The organism is Mycobacterium sp. IS-1590, assembly GCF_001500025.1.
Classification (GTDB): Bacteria; Actinomycetota; Actinomycetes; order Mycobacteriales; family Mycobacteriaceae; genus Mycobacterium.
In genome coordinates this window covers 195,984-221,263 of the sequence record NZ_LQIW01000012.1, presented here as the reverse complement: position 1 = coordinate 221,263, position 25,280 = coordinate 195,984, and the positions used below count along the sequence as shown (strand labels likewise).

General features: G+C 69.1%; 22 protein-coding genes. 18 read left to right on the top strand and 4 right to left on the bottom strand.

All coding sequences use genetic code 11. The annotated features are described in order from the left end of the window. Window positions 1-774 (top strand): cobalt ECF transporter T component CbiQ, encoded by a 774-nt coding sequence (gene cbiQ / locus AU197_RS10560; RefSeq protein ID WP_064402580.1) that lies wholly within the window; start codon window positions 1-3, stop codon window positions 772-774. Beyond that, window positions 771-1,505: an ATP-binding cassette domain-containing protein gene (locus AU197_RS10555; RefSeq protein WP_156434375.1), complete on the top strand. Its 735-nt coding sequence runs from the start codon at window positions 771-773 to the stop codon at window positions 1,503-1,505. Before cbiQ ends, AU197_RS10555 begins: the two co-directional genes overlap by 4 nt. A gap of 58 nt (window positions 1,506-1,563) precedes the next feature. Here AU197_RS10555 and mtr read toward each other — a convergent pair whose 3' ends face one another. Then, window positions 1,564-2,979 carry a mycothione reductase gene (mtr, locus tag AU197_RS10550; RefSeq protein ID WP_064402576.1) on the bottom strand — a complete coding sequence of 472 codons (1,416 nt, stop codon included), beginning with the start codon at window positions 2,977-2,979 and terminating at the stop codon, window positions 1,564-1,566. Further along, the gene (locus tag AU197_RS10545) at window positions 2,976-4,001 is read right to left on the bottom strand and encodes an alpha/beta hydrolase (RefSeq protein ID WP_197415508.1); all 1,026 of its coding nucleotides are present in this window, start codon (window positions 3,999-4,001) and stop codon (window positions 2,976-2,978) included. The genes mtr and AU197_RS10545 overlap by 4 nt, the downstream gene beginning before the upstream one ends. 179 nt (window positions 4,002-4,180) lie before the next feature. Here AU197_RS10545 and mqo point away from each other — a divergent pair, with 179 nt between their 5' ends. The 9 genes from mqo to AU197_RS10500 all read left to right on the top strand — a co-directional run bounded on the left by mqo (window position 4,181) and on the right by AU197_RS10500 (window position 16,362). Continuing rightward, complete coding sequence (gene mqo / locus AU197_RS10540) at window positions 4,181-5,680, top strand: malate dehydrogenase (quinone) (protein WP_064402865.1); 1,500 nt, start codon at window positions 4,181-4,183, stop codon at window positions 5,678-5,680. Further along, a complete protein-coding gene (locus tag AU197_RS10535) occupies window positions 5,677-6,123 on the top strand; it encodes a GNAT family N-acetyltransferase (protein WP_064402574.1) in 447 nt (148 codons plus the stop codon). The genes mqo and AU197_RS10535 overlap by 4 nt, the downstream gene beginning before the upstream one ends. Then, window positions 6,120-7,970: a magnesium chelatase subunit D family protein gene (locus AU197_RS10530; protein WP_064402573.1), complete on the top strand. Its 1,851-nt coding sequence runs from the start codon at window positions 6,120-6,122 to the stop codon at window positions 7,968-7,970. The genes AU197_RS10535 and AU197_RS10530 overlap by 4 nt, the downstream gene beginning before the upstream one ends. A gap of 30 nt (window positions 7,971-8,000) precedes the next feature. Beyond that, a complete protein-coding gene (gene cobO / locus AU197_RS10525) occupies window positions 8,001-8,627 on the top strand; it encodes a cob(I)yrinic acid a,c-diamide adenosyltransferase (protein ID WP_064402572.1) in 627 nt (208 codons plus the stop codon). A gap of 52 nt (window positions 8,628-8,679) precedes the next feature. Next, window positions 8,680-10,083 (top strand): cobyrinic acid a,c-diamide synthase CobB, encoded by a 1,404-nt coding sequence (locus tag AU197_RS10520; RefSeq protein WP_064402570.1) that lies wholly within the window; start codon window positions 8,680-8,682, stop codon window positions 10,081-10,083. Further along, complete coding sequence (cobA, locus tag AU197_RS10515) at window positions 10,080-11,285, top strand: uroporphyrinogen-III C-methyltransferase (protein ID WP_064402569.1); 1,206 nt, start codon at window positions 10,080-10,082, stop codon at window positions 11,283-11,285. Before AU197_RS10520 ends, cobA begins: the two co-directional genes overlap by 4 nt. Before the next feature lie 32 nt (window positions 11,286-11,317). After that, window positions 11,318-12,910 carry an MFS transporter gene (locus AU197_RS10510; protein ID WP_064402567.1) on the top strand — a complete coding sequence of 531 codons (1,593 nt, stop codon included), beginning with the start codon at window positions 11,318-11,320 and terminating at the stop codon, window positions 12,908-12,910. Between the two features lie 125 nt (window positions 12,911-13,035). Continuing rightward, the gene (locus tag AU197_RS10505) at window positions 13,036-14,553 is read left to right on the top strand and encodes an MFS transporter (RefSeq protein ID WP_064402565.1); all 1,518 of its coding nucleotides are present in this window, start codon (window positions 13,036-13,038) and stop codon (window positions 14,551-14,553) included. Window positions 14,554-14,619: 66 nt separating this feature from the next. Beyond that, window positions 14,620-16,362, top strand: coding sequence for a proline--tRNA ligase (locus tag AU197_RS10500; protein ID WP_064402562.1), 1,743 nt, complete (start codon window positions 14,620-14,622; stop codon window positions 16,360-16,362). A gap of 71 nt (window positions 16,363-16,433) precedes the next feature. On the opposite strand, the gene AU197_RS10495 is transcribed toward AU197_RS10500, so the two are convergent. Together AU197_RS10495 and AU197_RS10490 are read right to left on the bottom strand one after the other, a co-directional pair. Beyond that, window positions 16,434-16,901, bottom strand: a complete 468-nt coding sequence (locus tag AU197_RS10495) for a ferritin-like domain-containing protein (RefSeq protein ID WP_064402560.1) — start codon at window positions 16,899-16,901, stop codon at window positions 16,434-16,436. Further along, window positions 16,898-17,407, bottom strand: a complete 510-nt coding sequence (locus tag AU197_RS10490) for a hypothetical protein (protein ID WP_064402558.1) — start codon at window positions 17,405-17,407, stop codon at window positions 16,898-16,900. Before AU197_RS10490 ends, AU197_RS10495 begins: the two co-directional genes overlap by 4 nt. A gap of 133 nt (window positions 17,408-17,540) precedes the next feature. Between AU197_RS10490 and rimP the strand changes: the two genes are divergently transcribed. The 7 genes from rimP (at window position 17,541) to AU197_RS10455 (ending at window position 25,196) form a co-directional block, all read left to right on the top strand. After that, a complete protein-coding gene (gene rimP, locus AU197_RS10485; RefSeq protein ID WP_064402864.1) occupies window positions 17,541-18,080 on the top strand; it encodes a ribosome maturation factor RimP in 540 nt (179 codons plus the stop codon). Then, complete coding sequence (nusA, locus tag AU197_RS10480) at window positions 18,077-19,120, top strand: transcription termination factor NusA (protein ID WP_064402555.1); 1,044 nt, start codon at window positions 18,077-18,079, stop codon at window positions 19,118-19,120. Before rimP ends, nusA begins: the two co-directional genes overlap by 4 nt. A 59-nt stretch (window positions 19,121-19,179) precedes the next feature. Next, on the top strand, window positions 19,180-19,590 hold the full coding sequence (locus tag AU197_RS25990; RefSeq protein WP_353612129.1) for a YlxR family protein: 411 nt from the start codon (window positions 19,180-19,182) through the stop codon (window positions 19,588-19,590). Between the two features lie 78 nt (window positions 19,591-19,668). Then, window positions 19,669-22,383 carry a translation initiation factor IF-2 gene (gene infB, locus AU197_RS10470; RefSeq protein WP_064402551.1) on the top strand — a complete coding sequence of 905 codons (2,715 nt, stop codon included), beginning with the start codon at window positions 19,669-19,671 and terminating at the stop codon, window positions 22,381-22,383. Further along, window positions 22,384-22,887 carry a 30S ribosome-binding factor RbfA gene (gene rbfA / locus AU197_RS10465; protein ID WP_064402550.1) on the top strand — a complete coding sequence of 168 codons (504 nt, stop codon included), beginning with the start codon at window positions 22,384-22,386 and terminating at the stop codon, window positions 22,885-22,887. It abuts the gene before it with no gap. Continuing rightward, complete coding sequence (locus AU197_RS10460) at window positions 22,862-23,860, top strand: DHH family phosphoesterase (RefSeq protein WP_064402548.1); 999 nt, start codon at window positions 22,862-22,864, stop codon at window positions 23,858-23,860. The genes rbfA and AU197_RS10460 overlap by 26 nt, the downstream gene beginning before the upstream one ends. Beyond that, window positions 23,853-25,196 (top strand): MATE family efflux transporter, encoded by a 1,344-nt coding sequence (locus AU197_RS10455; RefSeq protein WP_064402546.1) that lies wholly within the window; start codon window positions 23,853-23,855, stop codon window positions 25,194-25,196. Before AU197_RS10460 ends, AU197_RS10455 begins: the two co-directional genes overlap by 8 nt. Window positions 25,197-25,280: the final 84 nt, after the last annotated feature.

Genomic DNA, 25,280 nt, shown 5'->3' with positions numbered 1-25,280 from the left:
ATGGGCGCGGGCGCTCATCCCCTCTATCGGCACGACGAGTCGGTCGTGCACCGCGCCCCGGCCGAGGTGAAGGTCGTCTGCCTTCTGGTATTCGTGCTCGCGGTCGTCGCGACACCGCGGGAGATGTTCTGGCCCTTCGCCGTGTACGCCGTGATCGTCGTCGGCGTCTGGCGTCTCGCGCGCATCCCGCTGCGGTGGGTCCTGCCGCGGATGCTGATCGAAGCGCCGTTCCTCGTCCTGGCCGTGCTGCTGCCGTTCGCCGAGGGGGGCGACCGCATCGAGGTTGCCGGGCTGCAGCTCTCGGTCGCCGGGTTGTGGGCGGCATGGGGCATCGTCGTCAAAGGCACGCTCGGGGTCGCGGCGGCGCTGACCCTGGCCGCCACCACCTCGACGACCGAGTTACCGACCGCTCTGGGCCGGCTCGGTGTGCCTGCGGTCGCGACGTCGGTTCTGGTGCTGATGATCCGGTACGTCGACCTGTTGACCGCCGAGACGAGCCGGATGCGTATGGCGCGCATCTCGCGCGGCGATTCACCACGTGTCCTACATCAGGCCGGCGCGATCGCCAAGGGCATCGGGGCACTGTTCCTACGGTCCTACGAGCGCGGTGAGCGGGTCTACGTCGCGATGCTGTCCCGCGGATTCGACGGCAACGCCCCCGATCTGGCCGTCATCGGTGCGCCACCGCGGGCGGTCGCGTCGCAATGGGTGGTCGTGATGGCGCCGGCCGCGGCCGCGGTGGCGGTCTCCGTATCGGCATGGGTGCTGCGATGAACGCGATCACTATCGAGGGCCTGCGCCACGTCTACCCGGATGGTCACGTGGCCCTCGACGGTGTCGACCTGACCGTGTCCCACGGGGAACGCATCGCCGTGCTGGGCCCCAACGGCGCAGGCAAGACCACACTCATGCTGCACCTCAACGGTGTGCTCACCGCGACGTCGGGCACGGTGCGGATCGGCGATGTCGCGCTGACCCGCAAGACACTTCGCGATGTGCGCAGGCGCGTGGGACTGGTCTTCCAGGACCCCGACGACCAGTTGTTCATGCCGACCGTCGCCCAGGATGTGGCGTTCGGCCCCGCGAACTTCGGGTTGCGCGGTGGCGAGCTGGCCGACCGGGTGCGCGAAGCGCTCGCGACCGTGTCGCTGACCGATGAGGCCGATCGCAGCCCCACCCACTTGTCGGCGGGCCAGCGCCGCCGCGCGGCGTTGGCGACCGTGCTGGCATGTCGGCCCGACATCCTCGTCCTCGACGAACCATCGGCGAACCTCGATCCCGTCGCCCGCCGGGAACTGGCCGCGACGCTGTCCGCGCTGGACTCCACGATGCTGATCGTCACCCATGACCTGCCCTACGCCGCCCAGCTGTGCGAGCGCGCGGTGGTGATGGACCGCGGCGTGATCGTGGCAGACGGGCCGATTCGGGACATCCTCGCCGACACCGAACTGCTTGCCGCGCACCGGCTGGAGCTGCCCTGGGGCTTCGAGGTGCCGGCCCGCTAGCGGATCGTGTGCGCCTTGTTGCGCTGAGCGCGCTTCGACGCACCCAAATCGCCGGAGACTAGTGCCGTTTGGACGGTGGCCACGGCGGTTCACCGCACAGCGCCAGCAAACCGTTCTCGATGACTTCCGGCAGCGCGGGGTGAATCCAGTACTGCCCGCGCGCCATCTCTTGGGCCGGCAGGTCGAACGCCATCGCCTGGATGACCGGCTGGATCAGCGATGATGCCTGGTGGCCCATGATATGGGCGCCGAGGAGCAGCCCGGAGTCGTCGTCGACGATGAGTTTCGCGATACCGGCGGTGTCCTCCATGGCCCACCCGTAGGCGACGTCGGCGTAATCCTGGATCTTGACCCTGATCCGGAAACCCCGTGCGCGGGCCTCGTTCTCGGTCAGTCCGACGCTGGCGATCTGCGGATCGGTGAAGACGGCCGAGGGCACATGGCGGTGGTTGGCCGGCATGAGCGCGTCGGTGTCATCCCAGTCCTGCAGCAGGTTGTGTTTGACGACGCGCGCTTCGTGGTTGGCCACGTGCTTGAGCTGATAATCCGACGACACGTCGCCGAGCGCGAAAATGCCACGGGCCGTGGTGCGTTGGTATTCGTCGACCACGACCTGTCCGCTCGCGGTGACCTTGACACCGGCGTGTTCCGCGTCGAGCAGGTCGCCGTTGGGGACGCGGCCGGTCGCCACCAACAGCGCGTCACCGCGCAGATTGGAGCCGTCGTGACAGGTGACCTCGACGCCGCCGTCGACCTCGTGGGCGTCGGCCAGCTCGTGATGGTTGCGCACCTCCCACTTCTTGGCGGCGATGTCGGTGAAGCGCATGGCGATGTCGTCGTCGTGGCCGCGCAGCAGGGTGCTGCCGCGGATCAGCAGTGTGATCCGGGTGCCGAGCGACGAGAAGATGTGGGCGAATTCGCAAGCGACATAACCGCCGCCGACGATGATGAGGTGCTCGGGCAGATCGGTGATCCGCATGATCGTGTCGCTGGTGTGGTACGGCGCACCGCATTCGGTGACCGCCTCGGGCACCACCACCCGGGAACCGGCCGCGATCACCACCTGGTCGGCGGTGAACTCGTCGCCGTCATCGGTGCGCAACGCGTACCGGCCGTCGGCTCGGGTCGGCGCGAACCTGGTGTGGCTGGAGAACACCTGCACATTCGGTGACGAGCGGCGGTAGTTCTCTCCCGCAACCGCCAGCGGGTCGATCCGTCCGAACACCCGCGAGACGATGTCGGGCCACCGCACCGCGTCGATGTGCGCGTCGACGCCGTATCGTGCTGCATCCCTGACGTTGTCGGCGATGCCGGCCGCGTAGACGAACATCTTCGTCGGGATGCAACCCACGTTGAGGCAGGTGCCGCCGAACACGTTCTGCTCGCAGATCGCGACCTTCTTGTCGATGTAGCGCTCGTCGAGGATGGAGTTGCCCGAGCCGGTACCGATGATCGCGATGTCGAAGTGCGTCATGATGATCGGCCTCCTGGGGATCGAGTGACGGCGGAGCCGCGGGCGGCCGGGTCGAGGTACCAGTCCAGCCACAGGTCCAATTCGCCGTATGCGGCTCGCCGCGCGTCGGGTACCGACAGGAACACGTCGTGCTTGGCGTCGACGACGGGCACGATCGTGGTCCGGTTACCGATGCATCCCGCCCACCGGGCGATCTGCCTGACGTCGAGCACCGCATCGCCGCGCTGAATCGCGTCCGGGTCCCTGATCTCACGCACGCTGCGGTCCGAGCGCAGGATGAGGTTGGGCACACCGACGTCGAGGCCGCGGTGAAGTCTCGCGTGACCCCGACGGATCGCGGCGATCCAGCCCGTCGTGACGGGGAAGCCGCCGACGGGCTTCCACTTCAGGTCGTAGTCGAAGTCGCCGTGATAGTCGCGGTGCAGTGAGGAACCGTAGCCACCCTCGCTCGGCGGGCGCACCACCAGCCGCTTGCTCACCCGCGAGACGGCGCCCAGCGCGGCACGCGTCGGCGCGGCCCGCAGTATCGACGGCCCCTGCAGATCCAGCCACGGGCTGTTCAGTACGAGGCCGCCGACGCGTTTGCGTCTGGTCCGCCCGCGGCGGCGCAACCGATCCAGCCACAACGACACGATGAGCCCACCTGCCGAGTGCCCGTACATCAGGACCTCCGCCGGGGACACCGAACCGATGATGTCGAGCGCGCGCTCCAGTTCGACGTCGTAGCGGGCCAGGTCGGTGGTGAAGTGAGGCGTCTGACCCTCGCGCCACGAGCGTCCGCATTTGTGCAGGTCGATCGCGTAGAAGGCGAATCCGCGCCCGGCGAGGTGGTCGGCGAGCTCGGTGTTGAAGAAATAGTCGGTGAAGCCGTGCACCAACAGAACCGCGCGCGTGGCCGACCGGTCCGGTTCCCCGCGACGCACGATGGTGGCGACGAGCTCGCCCTCTCCGTCCGGGTCCGCGCCGAGGGCCATCGTGTGTTGCCAGTAGCCCGGCAGCACGTCTGGCTTCCAGTCGGGCACGACAGCAACGATAGCCGCGACGGCCGATGCCGCCGGGTGAAGCGGGCCAACGAAGTGCTGCGCGCGGCGATCGCGTGGGGATTGAGAACATCCGTTGCGGGCTAACCTGATGATCGACCATGACCGGGGCCGGATTCCACCGGCCGCCGCCAAACCGAGTCCAGTCGGGGGAACTGAGAGTGTCTGACGAACCCAGAAAGACAGACGTCGTGCTCATCGGGGCCGGGATCATGAGCGCGACGTTGGGCGCGCTGCTGCGGCTGCTGGAGCCGGACTGGTCGATCACACTCATCGAGCGCCTCGACGCCGCGGCCGCCGAGAGCAGCGACGCCTGGAACAACGCGGGCACCGGCCACTCGGCGCTGTGCGAGCTGAACTACACCCCCCAACAACCCGACGGCTCGATCGACATCTCCAAGGCGGTCCGCGTCAACGAGCAGTTCCAGGTGACGCGCCAGTTCTGGGCGTACGCGGTGGAGAACGGGTTGATCGACGATCCGCGCAGCTTCGTGAATCCCATCCCGCACGTGAGCTTCGTGCACGGCGAGGACAACGTGAAGTATCTGCGGAGCCGCTACGACGCGTTGGTGACCAATCCGCTGTTCGCCCGCATGGAGTACATCGAGGACGAGGACGAGTTCACCCGCCGGTTGCCGCTGATGGCCGAGAGACGTGACTTCTCCGAACCGGTCGCTTTGAACTGGACCGAGCAGGGCACCGATGTCGACTTCGGTGCCCTCTCACGCCAACTGCTCGGCTACGTCGCCCAGCGCGGGATGACCACATACTTCGGTCACGAGGTGCGCGACCTGCGCCAGGACTCCGACGGTTCGTGGACGCTGAAGCTGACCAACCTGCGGACCGGGCGCACCAGCAAGCTCAACGCCGGGTTCGTGTTCGTCGGCGCGGGCGGCGGGGCGTTGAACCTGTTGCAGAAGGCAGGCATGAAGGAGGCCAAGAACTTCGGTGGTTTCCCCGTCAGCGGCAAGTTCCTGCGCACCGACGTCTCGCGCCTGACCGATGCGCATCGGGCCAAGGTGTACGGCCAGCCTCCGGTGGGTGCGCCCCCGATGTCTGTTCCGCACCTGGACGCGCGCGTCATCAACGGCCGGTCCTGGTTGCTGTTCGGGCCGTTCGCCGGTTGGTCACCGAAGTTCCTCAAGCAGGGCGACGTCTTCGATCTGCCCGAGTCCATCACGCTCAACAACGTCGCGTCGATGGTCAACGTCGCGCTCACCCAATTCGGTCTGTTGAAGTACCTGGTGGGCCAGTTGATGCTGTCAGACGCCGAGCGTATCGAGGCCTTGCGCGAATTCGCGCCCAGCGCAAGGGAATCAGACTGGGAGCTCAACGTGGCGGGGCAGCGGGTCCAGGTCATCTGCGGTAAGAGCGGCAAGGGCGTGCTGGACTTCGGCACCACGGTGCTCACCTCCGGTGACGGCGCCATCGCCGGGCTGCTCGGCGCATCCCCGGGGGCGTCGACCGCGGTGCCCGCGATGATCGAGGTGCTGCAACGCTGCTTTTCCCAGCGCTATCCGGCCTGGGAGTCCAAGATCAAGGACATGGTGCCGTCGCTGGGACACGAGTTGTCCTCCGAGCCGGGGCTGTTCGACGAGGTGTGGTCGCACGGAACGCGGGTCCTGCGCCTTGACGAGTCGTCGGCGGTGGCCACGGGATGACGGTTGCGCTGCGCCGCAGTTGGTCTCGAGACCTTGACGCCGCAACGCTGTACGAACTGCTCAAGCTGCGCGTCGAGGTCTTCGTCGTGGAGCAGGCCATCCCGTATCCCGAGCTCGACGGCCGCGACCTTCTCGCCGAGACGCGGCACTTCTGGCTGGAAACCGCCACCGGTGAGGTCATTTCGACACTACGTCTGATGGAGGAGCATCCCGGCGGGCAGAAGGGCTTCCGCATCGGGCGGGTGTGCACCAAGCGCGAGGCACGCGGGCAGGGCCACAGCACCCGGCTGCTGCTGGCGGCGCTGGCCGAGGTGGGCGACTATCCATGCCGCATCGACTCGCAGACCTACCTCGCCGATATGTATGCCCGCCTCGGCTTCGTCCGCGACGGAGAGGAGTTCATGCAGGACGGCATTCCGCACGTCCCTATGCTGAAGCCGTGACCTATCCCTTCAGTGCGATCGTCGGGCATGACCGTCTGCGGTTGGCGCTGCTGCTGTGCGCGATCCGGCCCGATATCGGCGGGGTGTTGATCCGTGGGGAGAAGGGCACCGCGAAGTCGACGGCGGTGCGGGGGCTGGCCAAGGTGCTGGAAGCGGCAGACGGCGCGTCGGGCACCACCGGTCAGCTGGTCGAACTGCCGATAGGTGCCACCGAGGACCGGGTGGTCGGCTCGTTGGACCTGCAGAAGGTGCTGCGCGACGGTGAGCACGCGTTCTCGCCGGGGCTGCTCGCCCGCGCGCACGGCGGTGTGCTCTACGTCGACGAGGTGAACCTGCTGCACGATCATCTGGTCGACGTGCTGCTCGACGCCGCGGCGATGGGGCGGGTGCACGTCGAGCGCGACGGGGTGTCGCACAGCCACGAGGCGCGCTTCGTGTTGATCGGCACGATGAATCCAGAAGAGGGCGAACTGCGTCCGCAGCTGCTCGACCGGTTCGGGCTCACCGTCGACGTGCGGGCGTCGCGCGACGTCGACGTGCGCGTCGAGGTGATCCGGCAGCGCATGGCGTACGAGGCCGACCCCGCCGGATTCGCGCAGCGCTACGCCGAAGCCGATGCCGAGCTGGCGCGCCGTGTCGCGGCCGCCCGCGCTCTGTCCGAATCGATTTCGTTGCCCGACAGCGAATTACGTCGCATCGCGGCGCTGTGCGCGGCCTTCGACGTCGACGGGATGCGCGCCGACCTGGTGGTCGCCAGGACCGCCGTCGCGCACGCCGCGTGGCGCGGGGCCGAGGTGGTCTCCGAGGAGGACATCCGGGTGGCCGCCGAACTCGCGCTGCCGCACCGCCGACGGCGCGACCCGTTCGACGACCCCGGCCTCGATCCAGGCCAACTCGACGACGCGATGGCGCAGGCCGACGAGGCCACCGATGAGAACCGCGATACCGAACCGGATCCGGACCCGCCAGGTGGTGGCGCGTCGTCGCCGGACACTGACGGCCGCGATGGGCAACCGTCGCAACGGGATTCGGGTGGTGCTTCGCGTCCCAGTGCCGCACCCTCGGCGGTGTTTCGCACCCGCTCCCTGGTGGTGCCCGGCGTGGGGGAGGGGGCGCCCGGTCGCCGGTCGAGGGCGCGTAACCGCACCGGCAAGACGATCTCTGCCACGTCCGACGCCGGGACCGGTCACGGCGTGCACGTGTTCGGCACCCTGCTGGCCGCGGTCGAAGGGCAGCGGAGACCCGGGGCGCCCCGGCCGCAACCGGGCGATGTGCGGCGCGCGATCCGGGAGGGCCGCGAGGGGAACCTGGTGATCTTCGTGGTCGACGCGTCGGGTTCGATGGCCGCGCGTGACCGGATGTCCGCGGTCGGCGGCGCGGCGCTGTCGCTGTTGCGCGACGCCTATCAGCGACGCGACAAGGTCGCCGTCATCACATTCCGCCAGCGGGACGCGAAAGTCCTGCTGCCCCCGACGTCGTCGGTGCATATCGCCAGCAGACGCCTGGCACGCTTCGACACCGGCGGCAAGACGCCCCTGGCGGAAGGGCTGCTGGCGGCCCGCGACCTCGTGGTGAGGGAGAAGGCCCGCGACCGCGCCCGGCGCAGCCTGGTGGTGGTGCTGACCGACGGGCGCGCCACCGGCGGCCCCGACCCACTGGGGCGCGCACGGTCGGCCGCTGCGCGATTGGTGGCCGAAGGCGCCGCCGCCGTCGTCGTGGACTGCGAAACGTCGTACGTGCGGTTGGGCCTGGCCGAAGAGCTCGCTGGACAACTGGGTGCCCCGGCGGTGCGGCTGGCCCAACTGCGGGCGGACAGCCTCACCGACGTGGTCCGCACCGCCGCCTGAGATCGGCCCACGGAGTAGAGAGAGGTAGATATGCCTCAAGGTCAGCCGCTGACGGTCCCCGACGACGGGTTGACCACGCGCGCGCGCCGCAATGCGCCGCTGTTCGCCGTCCACACCGGTGCGGGCAAGGGCAAGTCGACCGCGGCGTTCGGCATGGCGCTGCGCGCATGGAATCAAGGTTTCGACATCGCGGTGTTCCAGTTCGTCAAGAGCGCCAAGTGGAAGGTGGGCGAAGAAGCGGCCTTCCGCGAGCTCGGCAGGCTGCACGACGAGCACGGCGTCGGGGGACCGGTGCAGTGGCACAAGATGGGGTCGGGGTGGTCCTGGACAAGGGACAAGTCGCGCGCACAGGGCGACGAGCCCGACCACGCCGCGGTCGCAGCCGACGGTTGGGCCGAGGTCGCGCGCCGGCTCGCCGACGAACGCCACGACTTCTACGTGCTCGACGAGTTCACCTATCCGCTGAAGTGGGGCTGGATCGACGTGGACGAGGTGGTCGAGACGATCCGTTCGCGACCCGGGAGGCAGCACGTCGTCATCACCGGCCGCGACGCCCCGCAGCAGTTGCTCGACGCCGCGGACCTGGTCACCGAGATGACCAAGGTCAAGCACCCGATGGACGTCGGCCGCAAGGGGCAGAAAGGCATCGAGTGGTGACCCTCCCTCGCGCTACTCACGCTCGCGGGGAAGAGGAGAGGGGGCGGCGGGCGTGACGAGGGCGACGCCAGCGGTGGTGATCGCCGCGCCCGCCTCGGGTAGCGGAAAGACCACCGTCGCAACGGGTTTGATGGGCGCGCTGCGAGGGGCGGGGCGGGCGGTCGCGCCGTTCAAGGTCGGGCCCGACTACATCGATCCCGGCTACCACGCGCTGGCCTCGCTGCGGCCCGGCCGCAACCTCGACCCCGTCCTGACAGGGGAGCACCTGATCGGCCCGCTGTACCGGCACGGCAGCGCCCGCGCCGACATCGCGGTGATCGAAGGCGTGATGGGCCTGTTCGACGGGCGCATCACCGAAGATTCGCGCGGCAATGCGTTCGGATCCACCGCACACGTCGCCGCCCTGCTCGGGGCCCCGGTAGTTTTGGTCGTCGACGCCCGCGGGCAGAGCCACAGTATCGCCGCACTGCTGCATGGCTTTTCGACATTCGACTCATCGGTTCACGTCGCCGGGGTAATCCTCAACCGCGTCGGATCGCCGCGTCACGAGGAGGTGCTGCGCCAGGCCTGTGCCCACGCCGGCATCCCCGTCTTCGGCGCAATTCCGCGAAGCGACGAAATGTCAGTCCCCTCACGGCATCTGGGTCTGGTCACCGCGGTCGAACACGGGGACAGGGCGCGCGCGGCGGTGGAGGCGATGACCGCGCTGGTCGGTCGCCACGTCGACCTGGCGGAGATCGCCGCGCTGGCCGACAGCCGGGTCATGGACGACCCCTGGGCTGCCGAGGAGGTGACGCCCGTCGGTGGAAACGCCACGGTGGCGCTGGCTTCAGGCAGGGCGTTCAGCTTCGGTTACGCCGAACATCGCGAAGTGCTCACCGCGGCGGGCGCAGAGGTCGTGGAGTTCGACCCGTTGACCGATCCGTTGCCCGCGGGCGCCGACGCCCTCGTCCTACCCGGCGGCTTCCCGGAAGAGTTCGTCGCTGAACTCTCGGCCAACGAGCTCGCACGCACCCAGGTCAGGCAACTGGCGGTGTCGGGGGCGCCCGTGCACGCCGAGTGCGCGGGGCTGACCTATCTCGTCGACGACCTCGACGGTCACCCCATGTGTGGCGTGATCTCGGGCACTGCGACCTTCACCGATCGCCTCACACTCGGCTACCGCGAGGCCGTCGTGGTGGCCGACTCGCCGTTGCACACCATCGGTGACAGGATGATGGGGCATGAGTTCCACCGCACCGCAGTCACTTTCAACGACGACTATGCACCCGCGTGGATCTTCGCCGGCCAGGCCACCGACAGGAGAAGGGACGGTGTCGTGGACGGAGCCGTGCATGCCGGCTACCTGCACACCCACCCCGCCGCGCACCCGCGGGCGATCAGCCGCTTCGTGGCGGTGGCCGCGGCCTCTAAGCTCGCGCCGATGAGCTCGCGCGAACAGGATTCGGATCAGTGACCGAGAACGCCTACCTCGTCGGTCTACGCCTGACCGGCAGAAAGGTCGTCGTCGTCGGCGGCGGCAGCGTGGCGCAGCGCCGCCTGCCGCTTCTGGTGGCCAACGGCGCGGACGTGGTCGTGATCGCGCGTGATGCCACTCCCGTGGTCGAGGCGATGACGGGAATCACACTGGAGCTGCGTGAGTTTCGCCCCGGCGACCTCGAGGGTGCCTGGTACGCGATCGCGGCCACCGACGACCCGGCCGTCAACGCCGCCGTCGTCGCCGAGGCCGAGGCGCGCCACATCTTCTGCGTGCGCGCGGACGTGGCCGTCGAGGGCACCGCGGTCACCCCCGCATCGTTCGAGTACGAGGGCCTGTCGGTCGGTGTGCTCGCCGGTGGTGAGCACCGCCGGTCGGCGGCGATCAGGTCCGCGATCCACGAGGCGATGCAGCGGGGGCTCATCGCCCCGGACAGTTCGGCGACCGCCGACGTCGTGCACGGCGGCGTGGCGCTCGTGGGAGGCGGGCCGGGTGATCCCGAGTTGATCACCGTTCGGGGGCGCCGGCTCCTGGCGCACGCCGACGTCGTCGTCGCCGACCGGCTCGCGCCCCAGGAACTGTTGGCCGAGATGCCGCCGCATGTCGAGGTCATCGACGCCTCGAAGATTCCGTACGGGCGGGCCATGGCGCAGGACGCGATCAACGGCCTGCTGATCGACCGGGCCAAGGCGGGCAAGTTCGTGGTGCGGCTCAAGGGCGGCGACCCGTTCGTGTTCGCGCGCGGATACGAAGAGGTGTTGGCGTGCGCCGAGGCCGGCATCCCGGTCACCGTCGTACCCGGTGTGACCAGTGCCATAGGAGTTCCCGCGCTCGCCGGCGTGCCCGTCACCCATCGGCACGTCACCCACGAGTTCGTGGTGGTCAGCGGGCACGTCGCGCCCGGGCATCCCGAATCGTTAGTCAATTGGAATGCCCTGGCCGCGCTCTCGGGCACCATCGTGTTGCTGATGGCGGTCGAACGCATCGAACTGTTCGCGACCGCTCTGCTGGAAGGCGGACGACCAGCGGATACACCGGTGCTGGTCGTTCAGCACGGCACAACCTCCGCACAGCGGACTTTGCGCGCGACGCTCGCCGATGCGGCAGAACGCATCCGCGAGGACGGAATTCGGCCCCCTGCGATCATCGTGATCGGGCCCGTGGCCGCCTTCGGCGGTTAAAGGATTCTTAAGATTACTGTAAGGTAACCCGCATGACGGCTCTCAATGACGCAGAGCGTGCTGCCATGCGCCGTGACGTCGAAGGTGGGGCAAACGGAGCGTTCCCACCGCACTCCCAGAAGACCGCTGTCGAGTCCGTGCGCGGGCAAACCGGCAGGTCCTCGACGTGGCTGCCGTCGCCGAGGTTCATCGCGGCGGTCATCGCTATCGGCGGTATGCAGCTTCTCGCGACGATGGACAGCACGATCGCGATCGTCGCGCTTCCTAAGATCCAGGACGAGCTGAGCCTCTCCGACGCCGGCCGCAGCTGGGTGATCACCGCCTACGTGCTGACCTTCGGCGGGTTGATGCTGCTCGGTGGGCGACTCGGCGACACGATCGGCCGCAAGCGCACCTTCATCGTCGGCGTGGCGCTGTTCACCATCGCCTCGGTCCTGTGCGGCCTCGCGTGGAACGAGGCGACCCTGGTGGTCGCCCGCCTGCTGCAGGGCGTCGGCGCGGCCATCGCGTCACCCACAGCACTGGCATTGATCGCCACCACGTTCCCGAAGGGCCCGGCCCGCAACGCGGCCACCGCGATATTCGCCGCGATGACCGGAATCGGTTCGGTGATGGGCCTGATCGTCGGCGGAGCGCTGACCGAGGTGTCGTGGCGCTGGGCGTTTCTGATCAACGTGCCGATCGGCCTGGTGATGATCCACCTGGCGCGCAAGACGCTGCGCGAGACGAACCGCGAGCGGCTCAAGCTGGACGCCACGGGCGCGATCCTGGCCACCCTCGGCTGCACCGCGGCGGTGTTCGGGTTCTCGATGGGACCGGAACAGGGCTGGCTGTCACCGATCACGCTGGGTTCGGGTCTCGCCGCCTGCGCCGCCTTCCTCGCGTTCCTCTACGTCGAGCGCACGGCGGCCAACCCCGTCATGCCGTTCGACCTGTTCAAGGACCGCAACCGGGTCGCGACCTTCGCCGCGGTGTTCCTGGCCGGCGGCGTGATGTTCACGCTCACCGTGCTGATCGGGCTGTACGTGCAGGACATCATGGGCTATAGCCCGCTGCGCGCAGGCATCGGATTCATTCCGTTCGTGATCGCGCTCGGGATCGGGCTGGGGCTCTCGTCGCAGCTGGTGCAGATGTTCCCGCCTCGGCTGCTGGTCATCGCCGGTGGCGTGCTGGTGCTGGGTGCGATGATCTACGGCTCCACGCTCGACGCCAACATCCCGTACTTCCCGAACCTGGTGCTGCCGATCACCGTCGGCGGCCTGGGCATCGGAATGATCGTGGTGCCGCTGATGCTGTCGGCGATCGCCGGGGTCGGCTTCGACCAGATCGGCCCCGTGTCGGCGATCGCGCTGATGCTGCAGAACCTGGGCGGGCCCGTCGTGCTGGCCATCATCCAGGCCGTGATCACGTCGCGCACGCTGTATCTGGGCGGCACCACAGGGCCGGTGAACGACATGAACGCCGCGCAGCTGCACGCGCTCGACCAGGGCTACACCTACGGACTGCTGTGGGTGGCCGCGGTGGCGGTCGTGGTCGGGCTCGCATCGCTGTTCATCGGCTACAGCGCGTCGCAGGTTGCGCATGCGCAGGAAGTCAAGGACGCGATCGACTCCGGAGAGCTTTAGCTCGACATCCAACACCGGAGAGCTTTAGCTCGACATCTCACTCCGGAGAGTTGTGACTTCGGTGTAGTCCGTCGCGTCCGCCGCGACCGAGTACACCGAAACGGCACTCGGTAGGGTGGCGTTCCATGTCTGCCGTCGGTGGTTCCTCCGAGTCGACGGACCGTCCCGTGCCGCCCGCGGCGTTGCCGCTCGCCAAGTCCGTTCTGGGCCCGGCGATCATCGCGATCACGGGCATGCAGCTGATGTCGACGCTGGACGGCACCATCGTGATCGTCGCGCTGCCCCGGATGCAGGCCGACCTCGGCCTCACCGACGCCAGCAAGAGCTGGGTGATCACCGCCTATGTCCTGGCGTTCGGCGGACTGCTGCTGCTCGGCGGCCGCGTCGGCGACGCGATCGGTCACAAGCGCGCATTCCTGTCCGGCGTCGGGGTCTTCACCATCGCCTCGCTGGTCTGCGGGTTGGCCACCGACCCCGCCACGCTGATCGTCGCGCGCGCGGTACAAGGCATCGGGGCGGCGGTGGCGGCGCCCACCGGGCTGGCGCTGATCGCGACGACCTACGCGGTCGGCCAGGCGCGTAACCGCGCGCTCGCCATCTCCGCGGCCATGCAGGGCATCGGCTCGGTGCTCGGCCTGGTGCTCGGTGGCGCTCTGACGGTGATCTCCTGGCGGTTGGCGTTTCTGATCAACGTGCCGATCGGCATCGCGATCATCACCATCGCGGTACTCAAACTGGCCGAAACACACCACGAGCGACTCAAACTCGACATCACCGGCGCGTTGCTCGCCACGCTGGGTTGCTCGTCGGCGGTGCTCGTCTTCACCCAGGGCCCGCCGCGCGGCTGGGTCGACCCGCTGGTCATCGGCGCCGCGGTCGCCTCTGCGGTCTTCTTCATCAGCTTCCTGCTCGTCGAACGCACCGCCCAGCACCCGATCGTGCCGTTCTCGGTGTTCGACAACCGCAACCGGGTCATGACGTTCATCGCGCTGTTCCTGGCCGGCGGCGTGCTGCTGACGCTGACCGTGATGATCGGTCTGCTGGTGCAGGACGTTCTGGGCTACTCGGCGCTCGAAGCGGGCATCTGCTTCATCCCGTTCGCGCTCGCGTTCGGGGTGGGCACCGCGGTGGCCGCCCGACTCGCGCCGCTTGTCGCACCACGCTGGCTGATCCTCGGCGGCGGCCTGTTCGTGCTGGGCGCGATGCTGTACGGGTCGACGCTGGACCGCAGCATCCCGTACTTCCCGGACCTGTTCGCGCCGATTGTGATCGGCGGCTTCGGCATCGGAGCAATCGCGGTGATCCTGCCGCTGTGCGCGATCGCCGGAGTGGGTCCCGGCGAGATCGGCCCGGTGTCGTCGATCACGCTGATGGTCCAGAACCTCGGCGGTCCCTTGGTGCTCGTCGTCATCCAGGCGGTGCAGACGTCGCGCACGCTGTACCTGGGCGGCACCACCGGACCGGTCAAGGACATGACGCCCGCCCAACTGGACGCGCTCGGCTACGGCTACACCTATTCGCTGCTGTGGGTCGCCGGTGTCGCGGTGCTGGTCGGTGTCGCCGCCTTCTTCATCGGCTTCTCCTCCCGTCAGATCGCCTCCGCGCAGCACACCAAGGAAGCTGTGGAGGCCGGCGAGCTGTAGCCCGGGTTCCGGCGGGGTAGGAGCGTAGCGATCGGGGGATCAACACGGTCAGTAAGGTTGTCGCCTGTGATCACCCGCATGTCGGAGCTGTTCCTGCGCACCCTGCGTGACGACCCGGCCGACGCCGAAGTGCCCAGCCACAAACTGCTGATCCGCGCCGGCTACGTCCGACCGGTCGGGCCCGGCCTGTACAGCTGGCTGCCGCTGGGGCTGCGGGTGCTGCGCAACATCGAACGGGTCGTCCGCGACGAGATGACCGCCATCGGCGGCCAGGAGATCCTGTTCCCTGCGCTGCTGCCGAAGGGGCCGTACGAGACGACCAACCGCTGGACCGAGTACGGCGACAGCGTGTTCCGGCTGCAGGACCGCCGGCGCAACGACTACATGCTGGGCCCGACGCACGAAGAGTTCTTCACCCTGACGGTCAAGGGGGAGTACAGCTCCTACAAGGACTTTCCGCTGCTGCTGTTCCAGATTCAGACCAAGTACCGCGACGAGGCGCGCCCGCGCGCGGGAATCCTGCGCGGCCGCGAGTTCGTCATGAAGGACTCGTACTCGTTCGACGTCGACGACGACGGGCTGCGCGCGCAGTACCTGGCCCACCGGCAGGCCTACCAGCGGATCTTCGACCGGTTGGGCGTCCGGTACGTCATCGTCTCGGCGGTCTCGGGGGCGATGGGCGGCAGCGCGTCCGAGGAGTTCCTGGCCGAGAGCGAGATCGGCGAGGACACGTTCGTGCGGTGTCTGGAATCCGGCTACGCCGCCAACGTCGAAGCGGTGACCACCGCCGCCCCGGCTGCGCTGCCCATCGACGGGCAGCCCGAGGCCAAGGTCCACGACACCCCGGACACTCCGACGATCGCCACGCTGGTCGACTGGGCCAACGCGACCCTCGACCGCACCGTCACCGCGGCCGACACCCTCAAGAACGTCATGCTCAAGACCCGCGTGCCGGGCGGCGAGTGGGAGCTGCTGGGCATCGGTGTGCCCGGCGATCGGGAGGTTGACGACAAACGTCTGGGCGCCGCGCTCGAACCGGCCGAGTACGCGCTGCTCGACGACGCCGACTTCGCCAGGTATCCGTTCCTCGTCAAGGGGTACATCGGCCCGAAGGCATTGCTGGCCAACGGGGTTCGCTATCTGGTCGACCCCCGGGTGGTCGACGGGACGTCGTGGATCACCGGCGCCGACCAACCCGGCAAGCACGTCGTGGGCCTGGTGGCCGGTCGCGACTTCGTCGCCGACGGCACCATCGAGGCCGCCGAGGTGCGCGACGGCGACCCGTCGCCGGACGGGGCCGGGCCGCTGGTGAGCGCGCGCGGTATCGAGATCGGCCACATCTTCCAGCTGGGCCGCAAGTACACCGACGCGTTCGAGGTCGACGTGCTCGGCGAAAACGGCAAGCCGGTCCGGTTGACCATGGGCTCCTACGGCATCGGGGTGTCGCGGCTGGTTGCCGTCATCGCCGAACAACACCACGACGAGCTCGGGCTGCGCTGGCCGTCGGAGGTGTCACCGTTCGACGTCCACCTCGTCATCGCGAACAAGGACGCCGCGGCGCGCGCCGGGGCCGAAGAACTGGCCGGCGAATTGGATTGCCGCGGGATTGACGTGCTGCTCGACGACCGCACCGCCTCGCCGGGGGTGAAGTTCAAGGACGCCGAGCTGCTCGGTGTGCCGTGGCTCGTCGTGGTCGGCCGCGGCTGGGCCGACGGCGTCGTCGAGCTGCGCGACCGGTTCTCCGGCGAGACGCGCGAGATTGCGGTCGGCGCCGCGGCCGACGAGATCGTCGCCGCCCTCCGGCCCTAGCGCGAACGTGGGTTACCCGCACGCCTGAGGCGGCCGAGGCGTGACATACGCCCACACTCGGCGCGTGGTGGTTACTCGCTGCCGCCGGGAAACGGCACCGTGACCGGCGTCGTGCCCAGCAGTCGGCTCCACCGCGCCGCCCGCACCGCGCACTGCGTCAGCGCCTCAACGCCGAACGCCCGCTCCTGCTCGGAGGTGGCCTGCTCGACGACGGCGCGCCACGCGACGGCCGCGTCCTCCTCCATCCGCACCGCGAGCCTGGCGGCGTCGGCGGGGGTCTTGACCTCCATCGGCAGCTGATAGCCCGCAGCGGGCAGGGGGCCGGCGACGGACCGGTCCTCGAGCATCTGCAGCCCGGCCTCGCGGCGTTCACGGTGCTCGGCCATGGACTTGGCCACCAGCGTGTTGTCCTCGGGCGCCGAGCGCGCCGACACGACGCCGTATCCGTAGATGGTCGCGTGTTCGGTGGCGATCGCGTCGTAGAGCGCGCCGTCCGCGGCCTCCGACGGCCGCGTCGGCGTGGGCTCTGCCGATGTCATAGCGGTTTCTCCGGTTCGGCGAGGGCGACCATGTACGCGGCCGTGCACGCCGCGGCGATCGAGGCGACGAGTCCGGCGCGGTAGCCCGACAGTTTGGCCGCCAGCTCGGCGGCGCTCGACGCCGACGCCCGCAGCGCGTTGACGGCGTCCTTGACGGTGGGCGGCTTCGCCGGTTCCGCGGTGGTGCTGGTAGGAGTGGACGTGGGTGCCTCGTCGCCGCGCAACCGGACCAACTCGTCGGACAGCGCCTGGGCGTGGGCCGCGCGTTCGGCCGCCACCGCCGTCAGGGCCTCCGCAACGGTCCCGCGCTCGTTGGCCGCCGCGTCGGTGGCCAATTGGCTGTCGGCGCGCGCACGCTCGAGCTGAGCGGCGAGTTCGTCGACCTCGGGCGGCGGAGGCGGCGAGCCGCAGGCGGCCGCGGTTGCGCCCAGCAGCGCCAATGCCGCCGCCGAGGCCAACACGCGTCTTCTGCTGATGGTCGGCGGGGGGCTCGGCACGGAGATCATCTTGCCATTGCGCTCGGTCCGCATCGGTGTTCGTTTGGCGTTTACCGCGCCGGTGCTGGCGTATCGTGGAGTGTTGGTTCCGAGGTGTGTCGCCGGGGATCGTGTCCGGACAACTCAAGACGAGGAGCTCGCCGTGACGGAGCGTTCTGCGGGATTACCGTCGCAGAAAGAGGTGATCGAGCTACTCGACGGCGAGTTCGCGCGTGCGGGTTACGAAATCGAGGACGTGATCGTCGACCCGGCCGCGCGTCCGCCGCGCATCACGGTGGTGGCCGACGGGGACGACGGCCTCGACCTCGCTTCGATCGCCCAACTGTCCCGTGCTGCTTCTGCGCTGCTCGATGAGGTCGACGACCGATCCGCGCCCTATGTCCTCGAGGTCACCTCACCGGGTGTGGACCGGCCGCTGACCGCCGAGAAGCACTACCGCCGAGCGCGCGGCCGCAAGGTCGAACTGACCCTGTCCGACGGCTCGCAGCTCACCGGCAGGCTCGGCGAAACCCGCGACGGCGTGGTGCGTTTGGTGGTGCGGGCCGGCCGACAGGCCAACTTCTCGGTCCGCGAGTTGCCGCTCAACGGTATCTCGAAAGCTGTTGTGCAAGTTGAATTCTCGCCTCCCAATCCGCGAGAGCTGGAGCTGGTCGGCCAATCTGGGAAGGAGGCGTCGGCGTGAACATCGACATGGCCGCGCTACACGCCATCGAGGTCGACCGCGGAATACCGGTGGGCGAGCTCGTCGAGACCATCAAATCCGCGCTGCTGACGGCCTATCGACACACCGAGGGCCATGCCGCCGAGGCGCGCATCGAGATCGACCGCAAGACCGGCGAGGTCAAGGTCATCGCGAGCGAGGTGGACGAGGACGGCAACACGATCACCGAATGGGACGACACCCCAGAAGGATTCGGTCGCGTCGCCGCGACGACGGCGCGGCAGGTGATGTTGCAGAGATTCCGCGACGCCGAGAACGAGAAGACCTACGGCGAGTTCTCCGCGCGCGAGGGCGACATCGTGGGCGGGGTGATCCAGCGTGATGCGCGGGCCAACGCCCGCGGCCTCGTCGTGGTCCGGATGGGCAGTGAGACGAAGGGTTCCGAGGGCGTCATCCCCGCCGCGGAGCAGGTGCCCGGCGAGCGCTACGAACACGGCGACCGGTTGCGCTGCTACGTCGTGGGCGTCAGCCGCGGCGCGCGGGAACCGCTGATCACGTTGTCGCGCACGCATCCGAACCTGGTGCGCAAGCTGTTCTCGCTCGAGGTGCCCGAGATCGCCGAGGGTTCGGTCGAGATCGTCGCGGTCGCCAGGGAGGCCGGTCACCGCTCGAAGATCGCGGTGGCCTCGCGGGTTCCTGGGCTCAACGCCAAGGGCGCCTGCATCGGGCCGATGGGTCAGCGGGTGCGCAATGTGATGAGCGAACTGTCGGGCGAGAAGATCGACATCATCGACTACGACCCCGATCCGGCGAAGTTCGTCGCCAACGCGCTCTCACCGGCCAAGGTGGTCTCGGTGACCGTCATCGACGAGGCCGCCCGCGCGGCCCGCGTCGTCGTACCCGACTTCCAGCTGTCGCTGGCCATCGGCAAGGAAGGGCAGAACGCCCGGCTGGCGGCCCGGCTCACCGGTTGGCGCATCGACATCCGCAGCGACGCGCCTCCCGCGGGCACCGGCGAGCCCGACCAGGACGCGGCCCGCGGCGCCGTGGGGGACCGGTAAGCGCCGGCCGGCGCACGCGTCCACGCCGAGCAGCGCAGCCATTTCAAATACCAGCGGACGTGACGGTAGACTCACCTGTGATCCAGCGCGAGACTTCGGCTTCGGCGCAACGACGCAGCCCCGACGATCCTGTCGGACCGGTGCGGACCTGCGTTGGTTGCCGGAAACGAGAGCTGGCCGTCGAACTGCTTCGGGTGGTCGCTGTCGGCAACGTCGATGGGGCTGGGAATTCTCTCGGCACCGTCACCGTTGACCGGGCGAGAAAGCTGCCGGGGCGGGGTGCGTGGCTGCATCCCACTCCTCAGTGCCTCGAGGCAGCGATTCGTCGGCGAGCGTTCGGTCGAGCGTTGCGCATCACCGGTTCACCGGACGTATCCGCGGTGATCGAGTGTGTCGGCACTCGCAGCAGTGCCGACCCGCCCGACCCCTCGGCAACAGAACAGGTAGCGAAGAACATGAGCACACCGTGAAGTCCCGATGACCATGCGTCATAGCTAACCCGAGGCGCGGCGCCTACCACCGCTGACGCCTCTAGAGATGGAGATGTAGTGGCAGGTAAGGCCCGTGTACACGAGTTGGCCAAGGAACTCGGTGTCACCAGTAAGGAAGTTCTCGCTCGTCTGAGCGAACAAGGCGAATTCGTCAAATCCGCATCCTCCACGGTGGAGGCCCCGGTTGCGCGCCGGTTGCGCGAATCCTTCGGCGGCGGCAAAAAGGCCGCCGAGAAGGTCAAATCCGATGGCAATGGTTCGGCGGCCGCCCCATCGACCGCCGCGCCGGCCGCGCCTGCCAAGAGCGCCGCTCCGACGGAGCCCGCGCCGGCGCCCAAGCCTGCGGCACCCGCCACCGAGGCTCCGGCCGTCGCGCCACCCGCGGCGGCCGCCGCCCCGCCGGCCACACCCGCCGCGCCGCCCAGCCGCCCGGGGCCGACCCCCGGCCCGCGGCCGGGCCCCACGCCGGGCGCGCCGAAGCCGGCGCCACGCGTACCCCGCGTCGGCAACAACCCGTTCTCCTCTCAACAGCCGGTCGACCGGCCGATTCCCCGTCCCCAAGGCCCCCGTCCCGGGCCCGGTGGTCCGCGTCCCGGCGCGCCACGCCCAGGCGGTGCGACGCCCGGCAATATGCCGCCGCGTCCGCCCGGCGCCCGGCCCGGTGCGATGGGTCGCCCCGGTGGTCCGCGTCCGGGCCCCGGTGGTCGCGGACCCGGTGGCGGCGGCGGTCGTCCCGGCGGTCCCGGCGGTGCCGGTGGCGGCGGTAACTACCGCGGCGGTGGCGGCGGCGCGCCCGCCGGCGGAGGCTTCCGGGGTCGTCCCGGCGGCGGTGGCCGTCCCGGCCAGCGTGGCGGTGCGGCCGGTGCGTTCGGTCGTCCCGGCGGCGCGCCCAAGCGCGGACGCAAGTCGAAGAGGGCGAAACGCGCCGAATACGAGAACATGCAGGCGCCGGTCGTCGGTGGCGTCCGACTGCCGCACGGCAACGGCGAGACCATCCGGCTGGCCCGCGGCGCGTCGCTGAGCGACTTCGCCGAGAAGATCGACGCCAACCCGGCCGCGCTGGTGCAGGCGCTGTTCAACCTCGGCGAGATGGTCACCGCGACGCAGTCCGTCGGCGACGACACCCTCGAACTGCTCGGCAGCGAGATGAACTATAAGGTTCAGGTCGTCTCCCCGGAGGACGAGGACCGCGAACTGCTCGAGTCGTTCGACCTCACCTACGGCGAGGACGAAGGCGGCGAGGAGGACCTCGAACAGCGTCCGCCGGTGGTCACGGTCATGGGCCACGTCGACCACGGCAAGACCCGGCTGCTGGACACCATCCGTCAGGCCAACGTCCGCGAGGGCGAAGCCGGCGGCATCACCCAGCACATCGGCGCGTACCAGGTCGAGGTCGACCTCGACGGCACCGTCCGGCCGATCACGTTCATCGACACCCCGGGTCACGAGGCGTTCACCGCCATGCGTGCCCGCGGTGCGAAGGCCACCGACATCGCGATCCTGGTGGTCGCCGCCGACGACGGCGTGATGCCGCAGACCGTCGAGGCGATCAACCACGCCCAGGCCGCCGAGGTTCCGATCGTGGTGGCGGTCAACAAGATCGACAAGGAAGGCGCCGACCCCGCCAAGATCCGCGGCCAGCTCACCGAATACGGGCTCATCCCCGAGGACTACGGCGGCGACACGATGTTCGTCGACATCTCCGCCAAGCAGGGCACCAACATCGAGGCGCTGCTGGAAGCGGTCGTGCTGACCGCGGACGCCGCCCTGGACCTGCGGGCCAACCCGGACATGGAGGCCCAGGGTGTCGCGATCGAGGCGCACCTGGACCGCGGTCGCGGCCCGGTGGCCACGGTGCTGGTGCAGCGCGGCACGCTGCGCGTCGGCGACTCGATCGTGTCGGGTGACGCCTACGGTCGTGTCCGCCGAATGGTCGACGAACACGGCGAGGATGTCGAGGAGGCGCTGCCCTCCCGGCCCGTGCAGGTCATCGGCTTCACGTCGGTGCCCGGCGCCGGTGACAACCTGCTCGTCGTCGACGAGGACCGCATCGCGCGTCAGATCGCCGATCGGCGCAGCGCGCGCAAGCGCAACGCGCTGGCGGCGCGCAGCCGCAAGCGGATCAGCCTCGAGGATCTGGATTCGGCGCTGAAGGAAACCAGCCAGTTGAACCTGATCCTCAAGGGCGACAACGCCGGTACCGTCGAGGCGCTCGAGGAGGCACTGCTGGGTATCCAGGTCGACGACGAGGTGGAGCTGCGTGTCATCGACCGCGGCGTCGGTGGTGTCACCGAGACCAACGTCAACCTGGCGTCGGCCTCGGACGCGATCATCATCGGCTTCAACGTCCGCGCGGAGGGCAAAGCCACCGAGCTGGCCAACCGCGAGGGTGTGGAGATCCGCTACTACTCGATCATTTACCAGGCGATCGATGAGATCGAAGCAGCGCTCAAGGGCATGCTCAAGCCGATCTACGAGGAGCGCGAACTCGGCCGCGCCGAGATCCGGGCGATCTTCCGGTCGTCGAAGGTCGGCAACATCGCCGGCTGCCTCGTCCAGTCCGGAATCATGCGTCGCAACGCGAAGGCCCGGCTGCTGCGCGACAACGTCGTCGTGGCCGAGAACCTCACCGTGTCGTCGCTGCGCCGGGAGAAGGACGACGTCACCGAGGTCCGCGAGGGTTATGAATGCGGTCTGACGCTGACGTACTCCGACATCAAGGAAGGCGACGTCATCGAGACCTACGAGTTGGTCGAGAAGGAACGGGTGTAGATGGCTGACCCCGCACGGGCGAAGCGACTGGCCAAACGCATCTCCACCATCGTCGCCTCGGCGATCGAATACGAGATCAAGGATCCGCGGCTGGCCGGGGTGACGATCACCTACGCCAAGGTCACCAACGATCTGCACGACGCGACGCTGTACTACACGGTGCTCGGCGCGTCGCTGTCCGAAGAGCCGGATTACGGCGGGGCAGCGGCCGCGCTCGAGAAAGCCAAAGGCGTGCTGCGGTCCAAGGTGGGCGCGAGCCTCGGTGTGCGGTTCACGCCCACCCTGGCGTTCGAGCGCGACACCGTTCCCGACGCCGCGGTCAAGATGGAGAAACTGCTGGCCCGCGCTCGCGCCGCCGATGAGGATTTGGCGAGAGTTCGGCAAGGTGCCAAGCACGCGGGCGATGCGGACCCGTACCGTGTCAGTGAGGTGGAGGGCGAGGCAGTAGCCGGGGGGCCCGACGACTCTGAGGACAGCGGTGACCGCGATCGACAAGACGACTGACGCCCTGGAAGTGGGCGATCGGGTCGACGCCCGCGCCGCTGCCGAATTGCTGTCGGCGGCCGCCTCGGTTGCGGTGGTTTGCCACGTCTACCCCGACGCCGACACCATCGGTGCCGGGCTGGCGCTGGCGCTGGTGCTCGATCAGGTGGGCAAGAGCGTCCAGGTGAGTTTCGCGGCGCCGGAGAAACTGCCCGAATCGCTGCAGTCGCTGCCCGGCGGACAACTGCTCGTCGGACCCGACGAGATGCGCCGCGACCCCGACCTGGTCGTCACCGTCGACATTCCCAGCGTCAACCGCCTCGGCGTGCTGCGCCGCCTCGTCGACGACGGCCGCGAGGTCTTGGTCATCGACCACCACGCCTCCAACCAGCTGTTCGGCACCGCCAACTACGTCGACGCCTCGGCGGACTCCACCACGATGCTGGTGGCCGACCTGCTCGACGCGTGGGACAAGCCGATCGACATCGGCGTCGCGCACTGCTTGTACGCGGGCTTGACCACCGACACCGGTTCGTTCCGGTGGGCCACGCCCCGCGCGCACCGGCTGGCGGCGCGGCTGGTCGATCTCGGCGTCGACAACGCCGGCATCAGCCGGACCCTGCTGGACACCCATCCGTACGCCTGGCTGCCGATGCTGTCGCGGGTGCTGTCCTCGGCGCAGCTGCTGCCTGATGCTGCCGGAGGACGGGGCCTGGTGTACGCGGTGGTGGCGTACGACGAGTGGGTCAACGCCCGGCCCGAGGAGGTCGAGAGCATCGTCGACATCGTGCGCACCACCGAGGAGGCCGAGGTGGCCGCGGTGTTCAAGGAGATCGAGCCGGGGCACTGGTCGGTGTCGATGCGGGCCAAGTCCTATGACCTGTCGCCGGTCGCGAGTGGGTTCGGCGGTGGCGGTCACCGGCTGGCCGCGGGATATTCGGCCACCGGGTCCGCCGAGGACGTGGTGAAGGCGTTGCACACGGCCCTTGGCTGAGCCCGCACCGGAGCCGCCGAACGCTGCGGCGACCGGCCGCCGGATAGCCGGCCTGGCATTGCCGGCGCTCGGAGTGCTGGCGGCCGAACCGATCTACCTGCTGTTCGATCTCGCGGTCGTGGGCCGGTTGGGCGCGTTGGCGTTGGCGGGGCTGGCGATCGGCGGTCTGATACTCACCACGGTGAGCTCCCAGATGACATTCCTGGCGTACGGAACCACCGCGCGCTCGGCCCGCTTCTACGGCGCAGGCGATCGGGCGGCCGCGGTCGGGGAAGGCGTGCAGGCCACCTGGCTGGCGCTGGGGTTGGGTGCGGTCATCGTCGCGGCGGTGCAGGTGTTCGCGGTGCCGTTGGTGTCGGCGTTGGCGGGGTCTTCCGACGGGGGAGAGATCGCCGACGAGGCGCTGTCGTGGGTGCGCATCGCGATCCTCGGCGTACCGGCCATCCTGGTGTCGGCGGCGGGCAACGGGTGGATGCGCGGGGTGCAGGACATCGTGCGGCCGTTGAAGTTCGTCGTCTTCGGGTTCGCGGTGTCGGCGGTGCTGTGCCCGCTGCTGGTGTACGGCTGGCTCGGCATGCCCCGGCTCGGGTTGCCCGGCTCGGCCGTCGCGAACGCGGTGGGCCAATGGCTGGCCGCCGCGCTGTTCTGTCGCGCCCTGCTGATCGAAAGGGTGCCGCTGCGGGTGCACCCCGAGGTGTTGCGCGCGCAGGTGGTCATGGGCCGCGACCTGGTGTTGCGGACGGTGGCGTTCCAGGCGTGTTTCGTGTCGGCAGGTGCCGTCGCCGCACGGTTCGGCGCGGCCGCCGTCGCCGCGCACCAGGTCGTGCTGCAGCTGTGGAATTTCCTTGCGCTGGTTCTCGATTCGCTGGCGATCGCCGCTCAGTCCCTGGTGGGTGCGGCGTTGGGTGCGGGGCAGCTGACGCACGCGAAGTCGGTGGCGTGGCGAGTGACGATCTTCTCGACGCTGGCCTCGGCGGTGCTCGCCATCGTGTTCGCGGCCGGTGCGTCGGTGTTTCCGAGCGTGTTCACCGACGACCGCTCGGTGCTCGACGCCATCGGCGTGCCGTGGTGGTTCATGGTGGCCCAATTGCCGGTCGCCGGAATCGTTTTCGCGCTCGACGGCGTGTTGCTGGGTGCGGGCGACGCGAAGTTCATGCGCAACGCGACGCTGACGAGCGCGCTGGTGGGCTTCCTCCCGTTGATCTGGTTGTCGCTCGCGTTCGGCTGGGGGCTGCTGGGCATCTGGGCGGGGCTGTCGACGTTCATGGTGCTGCGGTTGGTCTTCGTCGGCTGGCGCGCCTTCTCGGGCCGTTGGCTGGTGCCGGGCACGGCTTGACTTTCCTGCCGCGAGCGCCCGTGTCTGTGTACGACACACCGCCAAGAAATGGCTGAATGTGGGCGCTCGCGGGGCGTCAGCGTC

What these genes read in the sequence shown, in the direction of transcription:
- cbiQ (WP_064402580.1), top strand. Translation starts at nt 1, where the DNA reads ATGGGCGCGGGCGCTCATCCCCTCTATCGGCACGACGAGTCGGTCGTG.
- AU197_RS10555 (WP_156434375.1), top strand. Translation starts at nt 771, where the DNA reads ATGAACGCGATCACTATCGAGGGCCTGCGCCACGTCTACCCGGATGGT.
- mtr (WP_064402576.1), bottom strand. Translation starts at nt 2,979, where the DNA reads ATGACGCACTTCGACATCGCGATCATCGGTACCGGCTCGGGCAACTCC.
- AU197_RS10535 (WP_064402574.1), top strand. Translation starts at nt 5,677, where the DNA reads ATGACGGTTGCGCTGCGCCGCAGTTGGTCTCGAGACCTTGACGCCGCA.
- cobO (WP_064402572.1), top strand. Translation starts at nt 8,001, where the DNA reads ATGCCTCAAGGTCAGCCGCTGACGGTCCCCGACGACGGGTTGACCACG.
- AU197_RS10510 (WP_064402567.1), top strand. Translation starts at nt 11,318, where the DNA reads ATGACGGCTCTCAATGACGCAGAGCGTGCTGCCATGCGCCGTGACGTC.
- AU197_RS10505 (WP_064402565.1), top strand. Translation starts at nt 13,036, where the DNA reads ATGTCTGCCGTCGGTGGTTCCTCCGAGTCGACGGACCGTCCCGTGCCG.
- AU197_RS10495 (WP_064402560.1), bottom strand. Translation starts at nt 16,901, where the DNA reads ATGACATCGGCAGAGCCCACGCCGACGCGGCCGTCGGAGGCCGCGGAC.
- AU197_RS10490 (WP_064402558.1), bottom strand. Translation starts at nt 17,407, where the DNA reads ATGATCTCCGTGCCGAGCCCCCCGCCGACCATCAGCAGAAGACGCGTG.
- rbfA (WP_064402550.1), top strand. Translation starts at nt 22,384, where the DNA reads ATGGCTGACCCCGCACGGGCGAAGCGACTGGCCAAACGCATCTCCACC.